The sequence below is a fragment of the Leptotrichia hofstadii genome, from assembly GCF_007990525.1.
GTDB classification, from domain to species: domain Bacteria; phylum Fusobacteriota; class Fusobacteriia; order Fusobacteriales; family Leptotrichiaceae; genus Leptotrichia; species Leptotrichia hofstadii.
Map to the genome: position 1 here is coordinate 2,289,768 of NZ_AP019823.1, position 14,887 is coordinate 2,304,654.

A 14,887-nucleotide genomic window follows, 5' to 3' on the forward strand; every position below is an offset into this window, starting at 1 on the left:
TTGATTTCAAGGATTTTAATAAAAATTCATCTTTATAAGCAATTATTTTAAACCCTTATTTTATGGTATTAAATCATTTTTGTTTAACTATAATTTTATGTTTATAACAAAATAATAAGCAATATTAATATTTTATGTGATATAATATAAAAAATTTTATAATTCAAGGAAGAGTTATAAAATAAAGAGTTTTAAGTATAATATAAAAAGGAAATGACCTAATTCCTTGTACTTTATAATATAAAATTATTTATTAAATAACAAAAAAAACTAAATACCAGGACAAAGTTATTTAAAAAATTAAAAAATGAAGGAGAATGAATCATGAAAAAACTTATTTTAATGTTAATACTTATTTTAGGAACTTTTGCTTTTGCAGAAATAACGGAACAGGAAAGAAATAGTTTTTTCTCACCTGAAACACAAATTTATATTTCTAATCAGAAAGACTGGTTCTATCAAGAAACTCCGGAAGGAGATGACGGTGTGTGGGAAAAACAAAATTTTTTTATTAATATTTTGAAAGTAGGAAAAAAATACAAAATTTCATATACGCCTATTGAAATAACGGGAAATTATGATAAAGAAGGCTATCCTAATTTGGTTTATAAATCTCAAAAGAATAAAAAGATACCAACAACTAATTCTTACGGTATAACTCTTATTTCATATATGGGAATGTTTCCTGGAACTGAAATAAAAAATGGAAAAAAATATGAGAGAGACAGTTATCAAGTACTTTCAGAAAGTGAATTAAATGCTCTGTTAAAGTCTAAAAATGCGAAAAGACTTGATTCAACTACAGAAAAAAATACAAAATTATATTTAGACTGGTTATTCCATAACAATAATTAAATTGTTTTTCAATAAAAAATTTTAAAGAAAGGAAATATAAGAAAATATGAAAAAGTTATCAATAGCAATTCTTATCTTGGCATTTACGGTATCTTGTTCAAATAAAGAAAATGGTAACACGAAAAATGCAAATAATACTGCAAATCAAACGACTGTCTATGTAAAGCCTCAAAATCCACAAGGTCCTGCAGTTGCACTTAACTTAACAGACTTTAAGATTGACAATGATTTTATTTTGTATCAAGGTGCTCCATTCACAGGAAAAATTACGTTTGACACATTTTATGAAAGCGGGTATTTTTTTGTAAAAAATGGTAAACTGGAAGGAGAATCTGAAATAAATTACAAAATGAGCGGATTTAAAAGAAAGGATGTTTTCAAAAATAATATTATTTTAAGTTTTTCACAAATAAAAAATGGAATTACAACAGAATTTATATACGAAAAAAATGATACATCCTATGGAAAAAAAGTAGCTGAAGTTCGTACTTCGTATGGAAAAAATTCATACACCTTTAATATAGCTAACAGTACTGGAAAAATAGAAGTTAATGGTAAAAAAGCAGATAATATTACAGTTTTAAGCAACAGTGTGAGCGGAATTGTTAAGGAAAACGGCTCTTTTTATAAAATCATCTATTCATATTCAGAAGGGAAAGTTACGGAAGAAAAGTATAAACTAGATTCCAAAGCTGACAAATCTGAAGTCTTAGTTGAAAAAAGACTTCTAGAAGCACTTTACTTGAAACCTGCTGAGAAATCGGCTGGATTTATAAACGAAGAGGGAATTGAAAAATTAGATAGAATAATGTACCAGCTTGGAAAACCTGGAACTTCAACACCAACTTCAGGACAGCCAGCAGACCCTAATGCAACAGTTGTACCAAATACGGCACCTCAGCAAAATCAATCTGGAACAAATCAGAATGATGACGATTTAGCAACATTAGACCGAGTTTATGATGAAGTAATGCATAAAAATAATACGGCGATATTAAATACGTTTTCAAAAGAAAAATTAGGCTATATAAGGAATACACTTTTTGCCAAGAAAGGATATAAATTTAAAAATCCTAAATATTCAAGCTACTTTTCTCAAAAAAGCTGGTATAACGGGATATACGATTCCGATGAAATATTAAATCCAGAAGAAAAACGATTTGTTCTCATAATTAAGGAACGAGAAAAATAATATAGTAAAACTTATTTAAAACTAAACTCAAAAGCTATGACTATTTTACTCAAACCATAAATTTATATAATTTTAGCAGTTTAATTTAAAATAGGTTTGAGTATATAACCAAAAAACTGAAATACAAGGAGGAAAAATGGAAAATCAGAATAATATAAAAAATGAAGAAAATAATACAAACTCTAATAACAACCAGTCTCAGGGATTTCTCGACAATATTCTTTCAAAGGACAACAATCAAAATAAACTTTTTCTAAAAAGTATTTTTGGATTAAGTGCCGCAATCTTAGCTGGAATACTGTGGCTAGCATTCAAAGGGCTTATGTTCTATATGCAAATTAAAAAAGTGGAAAAAGCCTCTTCCAGTTCAGATTTGATGGGCGGACTAGGGGCTCTTGGAGATGCCGGAACATCCATACTGAATATTCTGCAAACTATTTCAAATGTTCATAACATCTTTAAATTTGGAACAATTCTATTAATAATTGTACTTGTTCTGTCGTATTTAAAAATGAAAAAGGAAAATTTAACAAGCAATTTTACAAAAATAAATTATTTATCAGCAGTTGGAGTCGCATTAATCGGAATTTTGGAAATTATAAAAGTGGATAAATATATGAATATAGTAAAAAATCCACTTGCAGCTGGAATGTCAATGATGAGCAATCAGCAGGAAATACCAAATCCAAATCCAAAACTATGGATATTTTTTTCAGTGCTGTTCCTAATCCTAGCAGTTATTTCCACAACAACAAACTATTTCAAGGCATTTAAAAGCAAGGACTTTGAAATGGCAGATGTGCAAGCGGGAATCCAAACTGCCAAAGAAAAATACAACAAGATGGATTCAGGACAAAAGAAAAAAATTGGAATTATAGTGGCTGTAATCGTAGGAGCATTGGTACTTTACAATATTGGCGTAAATTATATATTTTTAGATAATGTCGATTTTAGCAAAGCTTATGCTGTCAGAGTCACTGGAGATTCAGAAAATGCCTCAATATCATGGGAGACAAAATACGATTACTATTTCAAGTTGAAAGAGGAAGCAAATAATAATAAGAAAGCACAAAAAGAAATGGAATTCCTAGATAATGGAGAAATTAGCATTGACTATCCTAAAGACAAGCAGTTTAAAAATGGAGACACAGTAACAGTGAATTTTACATACAATAAGGATTTAGCCAAAAAATTAAAAATCCGCCCTAAAAATACAAAAGTAAAAATAAAAATAGAAAATCTTCCAAAAATCGCAAAAGAGATTAATGAAGTAAAAAATTTAAAGGCATTTGTAACAAAACTTTCTCAAGCCAGGCTCGAAAATACTTATGACAACATGGCTTTCTATAATGTCGTTGATTTGTCTACATACTCAGCATTGCCAAATATTTATTACAAAAAAGACGATAGCGGACACTTGACTTTAAAATATTTTTACGGCTCTGTTTCTACTGGAGAAGAAATTTTAGCGGTTACAGTAAAAAACATTATTCTAGATAAAAACGGCAATATCATTTCATATGATGATAATGACTTGAATGATAAAAATAACTATGAAAAATATTATAGTATTCCTGAAATAGAAGCTGCAATGAATTCGGAAGGATATATGCTGTTAAATTAAAACAACAATAAATTTTTTAACTGGGAAAAATCCCAGTTTTTTTCTTCTCTCAAAACTTCCCCAAAACAAAAAACCATCTCAAAAAGCAAAAAAACTTTTCAAGACAGTTTTCAAAAACAAATATTCTAATTTCTTAATTTTATCCTCCAAGATAAGCCTTCTTAATTTCAGGATTTGTAAGCAGTTCCTTCCCTGTTCCTTCCAGAATTATTTTTCCAGTTTCCAGAACGTAGCCTCTGTCTGCAATTGATAGTGCCATATTGGCATTTTGTTCTACTAACAGCACAGTTACGTTTTCTTCTTTATTAATTCTTACAATTATGTTGAAAATTTCCTGTACTAATAATGGTGCTAGCCCCATTGACGGCTCATCTAGCAATAGTAGTGAAGGATTTGACATTAAGGCTCTTGCCATTGCCAGCATTTGCTGTTCTCCTCCACTCATTGTTCCTGCCAGCTGTTTTTTACGTTCAGCAAGCCGTGGAAACAGCGTGAACATATGTTCCATATCTTTTTTTATTTGATCTGTATCGTTTCTTGTAAATGCTCCCATTTCTAAATTTTCCAGTACAGTCAATTCTGTAAAGATTCTACGTCCTTCTGGAACATGTGCCATTCCACGGCTGACAAGCTTGTAAGCATCAATGTTAGTTACATTTTCCCCGCTTAGGGAAATTTCTCCCGATTTTATTGGTACAAGCCCTGAAATAGCATGAAGTGTGGATGTTTTTCCCGCACCATTTGCACCAATTAGAGAAACAATTTCACCTTTTTTTATCTGAAATGAAATGTTTTTTATAGCGTGAATTCCGCCATAATATACATTTAAATCATTTACATTTAAAATATTCACTTTTCCTCCTTTTTGCTAATTTTATTAATTTTCATCTTAAATTTTATTCTCCTAAATAAGCTGCTATAACTTCCTTATTATTCTGAATCTCATCAGGAAGTCCTGAAGCAATAATTCTTCCAAAATTCAGCACATAAAGTCTTTCACAAATTCCCATTACCAAGTCCATATCATGCTCGATTAGCAGAATTGCAATTTTAAATTTATTTCTTATAAAGCTGATTGTATTCATCAGTTCCCTTGTTTCATTTGGATTCATTCCTGCTGCAGGCTCATCCAGTAGCAATAATTTTGGATTTGTCGCCAAAGCTCTTGCTATCTCCAATTTTCTTTGCTGTCCATAAGACAGGTTTCCAGCTGTAATATTTGCCATTTCAGCCATATCAAAAATATCCAACAAATCAAGTGCCTTATCTGTTATTTCCTTTTCTTCCTTCCAAAATCTAGGAAGCCTAAAAATCGCTTCAAAAGTGTTGTATTTCATACTGCTGTTAAGTGCCATCTTTACGTTGTCAAGCACTGTTAATTCCTTAAATAATCTTATATTCTGAAATGTTCTGGCAACTCCTAAAGCAACTATTTGTGGAGTAGTTTTTTTATTTATACTAATCTGATTTATAGAAATATCTCCGTCAGTAGGCTTGTAAACGCCTGTCAGCAAGTTAAATATTGTCGTTTTCCCAGCTCCGTTTGGACCAATCAATCCAACCAGTTCCCCTTGCTTAATCTCAATATTTACCTCATCAACAGCTCTTAGACCTCCAAAAGATATTCCCAAATCTGTCGTTTTTAATAATGACATATTTTATCTCCTATTTTACTTCATTTTTATATTTATCAAAAATATTTAATTCTAACTTTCACTTTTTTAATTCTTGTTATTTCTATAATTTCTAAGTTTATTAATTCTTCTCTTTGTTCCTGCGAATGTAAATTCCTTCGTACCAAAAATCCCTTTTGGACGGAAAATCATTAATGAAATCAAGATAATTGCATAGACTAAGTATCTAAACTGCGAAACATCTCTCAATCTTTCATTTAAAAGCGTCAAAATCGTTGCAGCTATAATCGCTCCCGTAATACTTCCAAGTCCACCTAGCACTACCATAACAAGAATTTCTATTGAGAATAAAAATCCAAATTTATCTGGCGTCAAAATTCCAATATTATGAGCAAATAACGATCCTCCAACTCCAGCAAAAAACGCTGAAAAAGCAAATCCATAAAGTTTTACACGATTTAATCCAATTCCTATATTCTCTGCTGCAATTTCATCTTCTCTAATTGACAGAATCTCTTTCCCTTTTCGAGAAGTCATCGCCATTGCAATTACAATAATTGAAATAACCACGATGAAATAAGTATTTGAAAAATCTAGAATTGTTGGAATATTGTTAAGTCCAGTTGCTCCACCTAAAAAGTCCAGATTTTGAATAATATATTTTACAATTTCTCCAAATGCTAAAGTAATAATCGCAAGATAATCCCCTCTTAACCTTAGCGTACTTCCACCAACAAGAAATCCAAATACAGCCGCAACCAGTCCTCCAAACAATGATACCAGTATTAACTGTAAAAATGTCGGTAAGTTATAATTTACGAGTATTTTTGAAATAAATGCCGCTGAATATCCACCAATTGCGATAAATCCAGCTTGCCCCAAATTAAGCTGTCCCATAAGCCCGACTGTTATGTTCAGGCTTACCGCAAATAAAACGAAAATTAATATATTTATGTAAATTCCTTTTGTATAACTGAAAGCATCATTTGGATCAAAAGTAAAACTTAGGACGATATAAAGTGCAATTATTGAAATAAATGTAACTACATAATTTTTTACATTTAATTTGTTAAAATAGTTCAAATTTTGCCATTTATATTCTTTTGTTTCTTTATCTTTTTTGTTCTGTTCATTATGTTTTTTTTCTGTATTATCTATATTTTTTGTTTTTACATCTTTATTGTTTTTTTCCATATTTTCCATTTTCCTCCCTTCCAATTACACTTTTTCTTTCATATTCTTACCAAACAGTCCATTTGGCCTAAAAATTAATATCAATATCAGCACACCAAATACTATAGGATTTGCCCAAGTTGTAAGTGATGAACCTTTTACATAAGCTTCAAGAAGTCCTAAGACGTATCCACCAACCATAGCTCCTGGAATACTTCCAATTCCTCCAAATACAGCCGCAATAAAAGCCTTCAGTCCTGGCAGCATTCCCATATATGGCTCAATTTGCGGATAAACAATCGCATACAATGCTCCACCTAACGCCCCAAGTCCAGAACCAATCGCAAATGTTATAGCAATAGTTTTGTTTACATTAATTCCCATAAGCTGTGCCGCTCCTGTATCCTGTGAAACTGCTCTTGTTGCTTTTCCTAATTTTGTATTTTTAATAAATAAATTTAAGGCAATCATACAAATTGAAGTAACTACAATTACAAATACTGTAAGCATGCTGATGCTTAAAAATCCTAAATTAATCTTGTTATTATTTGATAAAAATGCCGGTATATATTTCTGATCAATAACTTTTGGATTTGCTCCAAATATTATAAGTGCCAGGCTTTCCAGCAAAAAGCTCATTCCAATCGCTGTTATAAGTGCCGAAATTTTAGGTGCATTTCGAATTGGACGATATGCAAAAAAATCAATTACAACTCCCAAAACAGCACATACAACAATTGATAAAATAATAGCCACAATTAACGGCATTCCATGTGACACGGCAATTAAAGTAGCATAAGCTCCCACCATAAGTATATCACCATGCGCAAAATTTATAAGTTTAACGATACCGTAAACCATTGTATATCCTAACGCAATCAATGCGTAAATGCTTCCAGTCTGCAGTCCGTTAATAGTCTGTTCAATAAAACTCTTTAACATATTTAAAAACTCCTCATACTCTTTACTTAAAATACGCTTTATTTTTCATTCATATACTTAGGCAGCTTTAAAATCATACTCTTCCCCCGTAATTAAATATAATCTTAAAGCTGCTTACGTATATTTACCCAAATTAATTTTCTTCTTTTTAGATAAAAAAAGTTCCAGACTGTTAGAAGAAAGAAAATTTCTCCTAACAACCGAACTTTATAACAATTATTATTTTCTATATTTTTAGAATTTTTTCTTTCCTAGAATTTTTCCTTCAATGAAAGTTTTCCATCTTTCACTTCAATAAATGTAACTTTTTTCTCAGGATTTCTTTCTGCATCAAATTTTAGTGAACCTGTAACCAAAGTACCATCAAATTTTTTAATTGCTTCTTTTATTGCATCTTTAGAAGACAAGTCAGAAACATTTTTCAACGCTGTTTCTAAAATAGTTCCAGTATCATATCCTAAAGCGGCAAAAATAATTGGATCTATTTTATATTCATTTTTGTATGCTGCAATAAATTTTTGAACATTTTGATCAGGATCATCCGGTGCAAACTGGCTTGCAAAAACTGCTCCATTTGCAACTTTTCCAAAGTTAGTCTGGATTCCGTCCCATCCATCTCCACCCATGAATTGAGCGTTTATTCCAAGTTCTTTTGCCTGTGTCAAGATTAGTCCAATTGTATTGTAATAATCTGGTACGAAAATTACTTCAGAATTGTATCCTTTTACTTTTGTAAGCAATGCTCTAAAGTCCTTGTCATCAGCAGTGTATTGTTCTTCTTTTACTTGAATTCCTTCTTTTTTAGCCTGTTCCTTAAATGCGTTTGCAAGCCCTACAGAATAGTCACTTCCTGTATTAGTTAAAACAGTAATGTTTTTATACCCTTTTGCTTTTGCATATTTTGCAACAACGACACCTTGATAAGGATCTGTAAATGTAGTTCTATAAACAAAATCTTTTCCTTTTGTAATGTCAAATGCAGTTCCAGTTGCTGTAATCATAGGAATTTTAGCTTGTTGCGCAAGCGGCGCAATTGCAAGAGATGGTCCAGATGTAACTTCTCCTACAAAAATGTCAATTTTATCTTGTGAAACCATTTTTTTAAATGCATTAATTGCTTCCTGTACATCACCTTTACTATCTGCTTCTACAATTTCAATTTTTTTACCATTAATTCCGCCAGCAGCGTTTATTTCTTTTACTTTCAATTTAAATCCGTTTATTGTACTTGTTCCATATTGTGCCACATTTCCAGTCAATGCTCCTATAACACCAACTTTTATAACATTGCTGTCCTTAGACGACTTTGCTCCACAGCTCAGTACGAATAATGCCAACAATGAAACTAAGAATAATATTTTTTTCATCGTCGTTCTCCTTCACTATTATATTTTTTATGAGTAATTTATTTTGTTTCTTAATTTTAAAATTTTTCTTTTAATGTAAGTTTTCCACCTTTTACTTCAATAAATGTAACTGCTTTTTCAGGATTTCTATCTGCATCAAATTTTAATTTTCCAGTTATAAGATCAATTCCACTAACTCCATTCATAGCTTCTCTTATAGATGGCCCTGTCAAATCTTTTGCTGATTTCAATGCAGCTTCCACAATTTCCACTGTGTCATATCCAAGTGCGGCAAACATTATTGGTTCTTTATGAAACTTAGCTTGGTAATCTTTCATAAATTTCTGAACATTTTCAGCTTTATCTTCTGGAGAAAATTGGCTTGCAAAAATTGCTCCTTCTGCAACTGCTCCAAAGTTAGTCTGAATTCCGTCCCATCCATCTCCACCAAAATATTGAGCTGTTATTCCCAAATCTTTTGCTTGAGAAATAATTAATCCAATTGTATTGTAATAATCAGGTATGAAGATAGCTTGTGGATTTTGTCCTTTTACTTTTGTTAAAATCGCTTTAAAATCTTTATCATCATTTGTATACTTTTCTTCAGTAATAGTTATTCCATCTTTTTTAGCTTGTTCTTTAAATGCGTTCGCAATTCCTACAGAATAATCATTTGAAGAATTTGTTAAAATTGCGATTGATTTTACGCCTTTTGCTTTTGCGTATTTTGCAGTAGCAGTTCCTTGATAAGGATCTGTAAATGTAGTTCTAAACACAAAATCTTTTCCTTTTGTGACATCAAGACTTGTAGCAGTTGCTGAAATCAAAGGTACTTTTGCTTGCTGTGCAAGTCCTGAAATAGCCTGTGAAGTAGCTGAAACAACTTCTCCTATCACGACATTCACTTTATCCTGTGAAATCATCTTTTTGAAAGCATTTATTGATTCCTGCACATCGCCTTTGCTATCTGCGATTACAAGTTCAATTTTTTTTCCATTAATTCCACCTGCATTATTAATCGCATCAACTTTAAGCTCAACACCTTCTTTTACTGCAATTCCGTATTGCGCATAATTTCCAGTAAGCGGAGCAATAACTCCTATTTTTATAACATTGCCATCAGCTGTCTTTTTTCCGCAACTAATAATGAACGCCGTGGCTAGCAGCATCATTAAAAACATCTTTTTCATACTGTCATCGTCCTTTCTCTCTTAAATTCTTTGCATCATCAAAGCATAATCAGAAAAACATATAATAAATATCAAATAAAATATCACTATTATTAATCTGTCACATACTTTCACTTACTTATGTCTAATATTATATCATAAAAGAATAAAGAAATGAAATTATTTTTAAAAATTTATTGTATACTCAAATTCTTTCAAAACAGCACTGAAAATAAATAAACAAACCTAGTATTTACAGTATTTACTTATAATTCTTGATTTTTTTATTAAATTGGCTGTCTTGTAAAATTATTTTATACTATTTACCTTTTTAAAGAATAGAAGTCAAAAAATTCATGTAATTAAAGTCATTTTAATATGTTTAACTGACTGCTGCTTAGGAATAATGGCAAAATATTCTACGAACGCCCCCGCTTTATGCAAAACTTTTTTCTAAAGAAAAAAAAACTACCACGTAAATGTGATAGTTTTTTCGATTGCAAATATTCAATTTTTTAATTTTTTAAATTTTTAATGTACATTTTTTCTGTTACAAAAATTATTGTGATAAGTTAAAGTCATAACCTACACCAAGAGATACTCTTCTGTAATTAGCGTCATATTTAGATTTTGCACCTATTGGACCTTCGTATTCGTATTCTCCTTGATTTTCTTTATACATAAGTTCTACGTTAAAGTTATTGTAGTTTACTCCTCCACCAACTCCGTAGTACAATCCATTTTTAGCTTTGAATTTTCCTAATCTTCCGTAGTCATGATCTCCATTGTTGAATGAATATCCTAAATCACCTTTAACATAAGGTTTAACAGCTGTTTGTGTATCAAATTTATATTTAGCAGTTCCATAAACTGGGATAGAATTGTAGTTCTTTTCATTTTGTCCGTCAATTTTATCTTTCAAATCTTTATGGAATTGGAACGCTGTCCCTCCACCTACTTCTAATCCAGGAGCTACTTCATTTCTGTATTCAACTCCAACTTCTCCTGAACTATTTTTACTTTTTTGATTTCTATAGTTTTTTCCATAGTGGTATTTTCCACCTAAATCTAAAGCTCCTTTAGCTTCAATTTTTCCAGCATCTGCGAAAGAAGCTGCTCCTAAAATTAAAAATAAACCAATTAATGTCTTTTTCATAATTAATCACCTTTCTTTTCTAAAAAATCTCCTTTACAATCTTGCTTTCTAAAATTTCTAAATCAAATTGCTATATTTAACAATTGAAGATTATATATCCTCCCCAACTGTCAACAGTATTATACCCCATACAACTTATAAGTTAGTGTATCTATCTTTAGTTTTACCTTTGACTAAATCCTTTATTTACGCCTAATTATCGTATAAAATGCACCTTTCAGACATATTCTGATACTGCAAAAAATTTTTGATTCCAAGCTGAACATTATAATACTTTTATTTATGTTTTCATGATAAATTGCTCAACTTCCTTAAAGTGTTTTTCTTTACACAATCACTTTAATCCTATATCAAAACGTAAAGTGGCTAGTCATTAAACAAGGCTGAATATGTAAAAATATGAATTTATTTTAATTCTTTATATTCATGTGCAAATTTTTTATACTCCAAAGTATAATTTTTTAATCCCTTCGTTGTTTTTAACCTTCTTACCATTTCATTCGCTTTTTCAATATCACGTTTGTCCAAATAGTAGGAACATAACTCTATCAATGCTCTCGCTTCCTTTTGTTCAGCAGCCTTTTTATACCATTTAACCGCTTCCTCAATATTTTCTTCTTCCTTCAGCTTATCCGCATAGCCTATCTGTGCCTCAGCCCTGTTTTCCTTTATTGCCGACTCTTTAAAATATTCCCTCGCTTTTTCAATATTCCCTTCCTCAAATTCGATAACTCCCATGTAGTAAATAGAATCTTTCAATTCTTTCTCGTATGCTTCCTTAAACAATCTTTTTCCAGCAGATTTATCTCCAAACACATTATAGAATCCTGCCAAATTCACTAATTCATCTTGAGAATATTTTATCATTTCCTTTTGCTCATTTTCAGCTTCTGAAAGGTTTCTTATTATCATATTTTGTGCAGATTTTATATACAAGTCTGCTATTTTTCTTTCTTTTTTACTTCCATTCAAATAATTCAAATATTTTTCCATATCAGAGTCAAAATCAATAACTTCAGTATCATTCAATAATTTATCCTTCCAGTAATTTACATTTTTTATATCATTTTTTAAATAATATATCCTTACTAAAGAGTATATCGAATGTGCATCTTTCGATTTTGCTCCTTCTATATAAAGTTTTGTTGCTTCATCTATTTTCCCTTGTCTTTCAAACATATATCCTAAATTCTTATACCCTTCTAAATTTCCTAATTTAATGTATTCTCGGTAATATTGTTCTGCTTTTCCATATTCTCTTCTTTCAGAATAAATATCTCCCAGACTGCCTGCTACTTCTTTATTTCCTTTATCGTATGCTATTTTAAACCATTTTTCACTTTCATCTGTTTTTCCTGCTTCATAGTACATAGTCGCTATTCTTACATATGCCGCTTTATTATATTTGGCTATTTCCAGTAGCATTTCTTCAGCTTTTTTATAGTTTTTATTCTTAATTTCATTTTCTATTTCGGCAACTCTTTTTTCATATTCTTCTTTGTCTAATACTATTGTATAAGTTTTTTCTTGCGGTTCAGAATCACAACTTATTGTTGCTAATGATAATATTATCAGCAATAATATTTTTTTTATCATTTTTCTACCTCACTATAATTTTATATTATAATTTTTTATAAGTTTTTCTATATATTCCTTTTCCTCAATATTATAATCCTTTAATCCTGCTTCATTTTTTATTTTTAAAATCCATTTTTTTATTTCTTTCTTATTTTTTTCGTTATCATAAAACATTAATAAATTTTTTATTGCTATAAATGATTTTTGTTCGGCTGCTTTTATATACCATTTCTCTGCTTCTTTATAAGTACCTTCATTTTTTAATATTTGAGCTAAATTAGTCTGTCCTCTAGGATTTCCTTTATTACTGGATATTAAATAATATTTTTTAGCTTCTTCTGTTTTTCCTTCTTCCTCACTTATAGTTCCCATCTCAAAATTAACATCTATCCCATCTAAAAGTGCTTTTTTATACATTTTAACTGCTTTTTCTTTTTCGTTTTTAGTATAATAGTAAAACGAAGCTAAATATTTAATTCCTTCTTTTTTATATTTTTCTATTTCTTTTAAATTTTTTTCTGCTTCTTGAATTTTATTTATTTTTATATTGTCTAAAGATTTTAAATACAAATTTATAGCTTTTTTATCATTACTATTTCCATCCATGTAATTTATTATTTCATTTATATCGTATGTAAATCCAAATATTTCTTTAGTTTTTCGTATTTTATTTATATATAATTTCATATTTTGAATATCATTTTGAATGTAATATTTTTTTATTAAATTATACATAGAAACAGCATCTTTATTTTCAGCTCCCTTTTTGTAAATTTCAATTGCTTCAGAAGTTCTATCCATTTTTTCAAAAAAATTTCCTAAATATTTATAAGAATCTTTTTGATTATTATCTACTGCTTTTCTTAAATATTTTTCTTGAGCAACATAATCTTTTCTTTTTTCAGCATACAATCCTAATATAATGGCGACATCTTCGTTTCCTTTTTCATATGCAATCTTATACCACTTTTCTCCTTCTTCTTCACTAATTTGAGAATATATCCAAGCTATTTTCTTATAATCACTTTTATTATATTCGGCTGCTTTTAATAATAATTTTATAGCTTCTTTATATTCTCCTTTATCTAAATATTTATCAACCTTTTCAATAACATAATTGTATTCTTTTTTTGTCATAATCGGATTTTGGCTTATTTCTTTTTTTGAATCACAACTTATTAAAATAAATGATAATACTATTAAGATAATTAATTTTTTAAACATTCTATTTAACTCCTTCAAATCTTATCCACTTTCCATATTTTCTAACTTTTTCGTTGTAAGAACTGAATTCTTAGCGTATTCAATATGCACTGCAAACTGTATTCATCTGTCTTTATATTATCCGATGTTCTATTTAACAATACATTTTCTCCTTCTTTAAATATTTTATTCCATTTGGAATTTTTAAATCTGAAAATTTTGAGACATTTTCTCAATTTGTTCTGGGCTAAATTTTACTTTTAAATTTCCTAATTCTGTTGCTCGTGTCTTTATTGCGGAAATTAATTTCTTACAGTATTATAACTTTTATCTCCTACGTTTATTGTCTTATAACTAACAACAGAAGAAATTACTTCTCCTGAGATAGATTTATGAATGATGGCAAGTATTTATTTAAAGAACAATATGATTCTCTAAAATATCAATTTGACAAAATTCTTTCAGAATACAATATTTCAGGTAATTTACATTCAATTAGGCACACATTTATAACTAAAATGCGACGTTTAAAAAATGAATCAGCTTCAAAAATAAAAAAATGTTGGCACAGGGAAAAAGACATTACAGACGGTGTATACACTTATTGGACTATCAAAAAATTAAGAGATGTCATAAATAAATTAATCTATTAAAATAGTTGCCAGTAAGTTGCCAATAAATTTTTAATGTATTGAAATAAATAGAAACAGATTAAAACAGAATACAACCACAAAGTACCATAAACAAAAGAAAAAAGTGCAAGTCAGCATAAACACTGATTTGCACTATATATCACATTTTTAGCTATTCTAATGGTGCCCAGACGCGGAATCGAACCACGGACACAGGGATTTTCAGTCCCTTGCTCTACCGACTGAGCTATCTGGGCATATTATATATGGCGGGTGAACTGGGATTCGAACCCAGACATCTTGCGATTTCGCCGGTTTTCAAGACCGGTCCCTTACCGTTCGGACATCCACCCGCAACTTTAATAAAATAATTAAACACTGTA

Annotated in this window: 13 protein-coding genes and 2 tRNA genes; 4 read left to right on the forward strand and 11 right to left on the reverse strand. The window is 29.9% G+C overall.

What is annotated here, in order from left to right:
• Positions 1 to 324 precede the first annotated feature (324 nt).
• The 3 genes from FVE77_RS10785 to FVE77_RS10795 all read left to right on the forward strand — a co-directional run bounded on the left by FVE77_RS10785 (position 325) and on the right by FVE77_RS10795 (position 3,671).
• Positions 325 to 855 carry a hypothetical protein gene (locus FVE77_RS10785; protein WP_026745748.1) on the forward strand — a complete coding sequence of 177 codons (531 nt, stop codon included), beginning with the start codon at positions 325 to 327 and terminating at the stop codon, positions 853 to 855.
• Between the two features lie 46 nt (positions 856 to 901).
• Positions 902 to 2,047, forward strand: a complete 1,146-nt coding sequence (locus FVE77_RS10790; protein ID WP_051254476.1) for a YARHG domain-containing protein — start codon at positions 902 to 904, stop codon at positions 2,045 to 2,047.
• A gap of 136 nt (positions 2,048 to 2,183) precedes the next feature.
• On the forward strand, positions 2,184 to 3,671 hold the full coding sequence (locus FVE77_RS10795) for a hypothetical protein (protein ID WP_026745747.1): 1,488 nt from the start codon (positions 2,184 to 2,186) through the stop codon (positions 3,669 to 3,671).
• 139 nt (positions 3,672 to 3,810) lie between these two features.
• On the opposite strand, the gene FVE77_RS10800 is transcribed toward FVE77_RS10795, so the two are convergent.
• The 9 genes from FVE77_RS10800 to FVE77_RS10840 form a co-directional block, all read right to left on the reverse strand.
• Positions 3,811 to 4,524, reverse strand: a complete 714-nt coding sequence (locus FVE77_RS10800; RefSeq protein WP_026745746.1) for an ABC transporter ATP-binding protein — start codon at positions 4,522 to 4,524, stop codon at positions 3,811 to 3,813.
• Positions 4,525 to 4,567: 43 nt separating this feature from the next.
• Positions 4,568 to 5,326 (reverse strand): ABC transporter ATP-binding protein, encoded by a 759-nt coding sequence (locus tag FVE77_RS10805; protein WP_026745745.1) that lies wholly within the window; start codon positions 5,324 to 5,326, stop codon positions 4,568 to 4,570.
• Positions 5,327 to 5,392: 66 nt separating this feature from the next.
• Positions 5,393 to 6,499: a branched-chain amino acid ABC transporter permease gene (locus tag FVE77_RS10810; RefSeq protein ID WP_051254477.1), complete on the reverse strand. Its 1,107-nt coding sequence runs from the start codon at positions 6,497 to 6,499 to the stop codon at positions 5,393 to 5,395.
• 24 nt (positions 6,500 to 6,523) lie between these two features.
• Positions 6,524 to 7,420, reverse strand: coding sequence for a branched-chain amino acid ABC transporter permease (locus FVE77_RS10815; RefSeq protein ID WP_026745743.1), 897 nt, complete (start codon positions 7,418 to 7,420; stop codon positions 6,524 to 6,526).
• A gap of 251 nt (positions 7,421 to 7,671) precedes the next feature.
• Positions 7,672 to 8,787, reverse strand: coding sequence for an ABC transporter substrate-binding protein (locus FVE77_RS10820; RefSeq protein ID WP_026745742.1), 1,116 nt, complete (start codon positions 8,785 to 8,787; stop codon positions 7,672 to 7,674).
• Between the two features lie 56 nt (positions 8,788 to 8,843).
• Positions 8,844 to 9,956, reverse strand: a complete 1,113-nt coding sequence (locus FVE77_RS10825) for an ABC transporter substrate-binding protein (protein WP_026745741.1) — start codon at positions 9,954 to 9,956, stop codon at positions 8,844 to 8,846.
• Positions 9,957 to 10,494: 538 nt separating this feature from the next.
• Positions 10,495 to 11,091 carry an outer membrane beta-barrel protein gene (locus tag FVE77_RS10830; RefSeq protein WP_006804994.1) on the reverse strand — a complete coding sequence of 199 codons (597 nt, stop codon included), beginning with the start codon at positions 11,089 to 11,091 and terminating at the stop codon, positions 10,495 to 10,497.
• Positions 11,092 to 11,496: 405 nt separating this feature from the next.
• Complete coding sequence (locus FVE77_RS10835) at positions 11,497 to 12,687, reverse strand: tetratricopeptide repeat protein (protein ID WP_026745740.1); 1,191 nt, start codon at positions 12,685 to 12,687, stop codon at positions 11,497 to 11,499.
• Positions 12,688 to 12,699: 12 nt separating this feature from the next.
• Positions 12,700 to 13,893: an SEL1-like repeat protein gene (locus FVE77_RS10840; RefSeq protein WP_051254475.1), complete on the reverse strand. Its 1,194-nt coding sequence runs from the start codon at positions 13,891 to 13,893 to the stop codon at positions 12,700 to 12,702.
• A 371-nt stretch (positions 13,894 to 14,264) separates the two neighbouring features.
• On the opposite strand from FVE77_RS10840, the gene FVE77_RS10845 reads away from it, so the two are divergent.
• Positions 14,265 to 14,525, forward strand: a complete 261-nt coding sequence (locus FVE77_RS10845; protein WP_026745739.1) for a hypothetical protein — start codon at positions 14,265 to 14,267, stop codon at positions 14,523 to 14,525.
• 160 nt (positions 14,526 to 14,685) lie between these two features.
• On the opposite strand, the gene FVE77_RS10850 is transcribed toward FVE77_RS10845, so the two are convergent.
• A tRNA-Phe gene (locus FVE77_RS10850) sits at positions 14,686 to 14,761 on the reverse strand.
• A 10-nt stretch (positions 14,762 to 14,771) separates the two neighbouring features.
• A tRNA-Ser gene (locus tag FVE77_RS10855) sits at positions 14,772 to 14,857 on the reverse strand.
• Between the last annotated feature and the right edge of the window lie 30 nt (positions 14,858 to 14,887).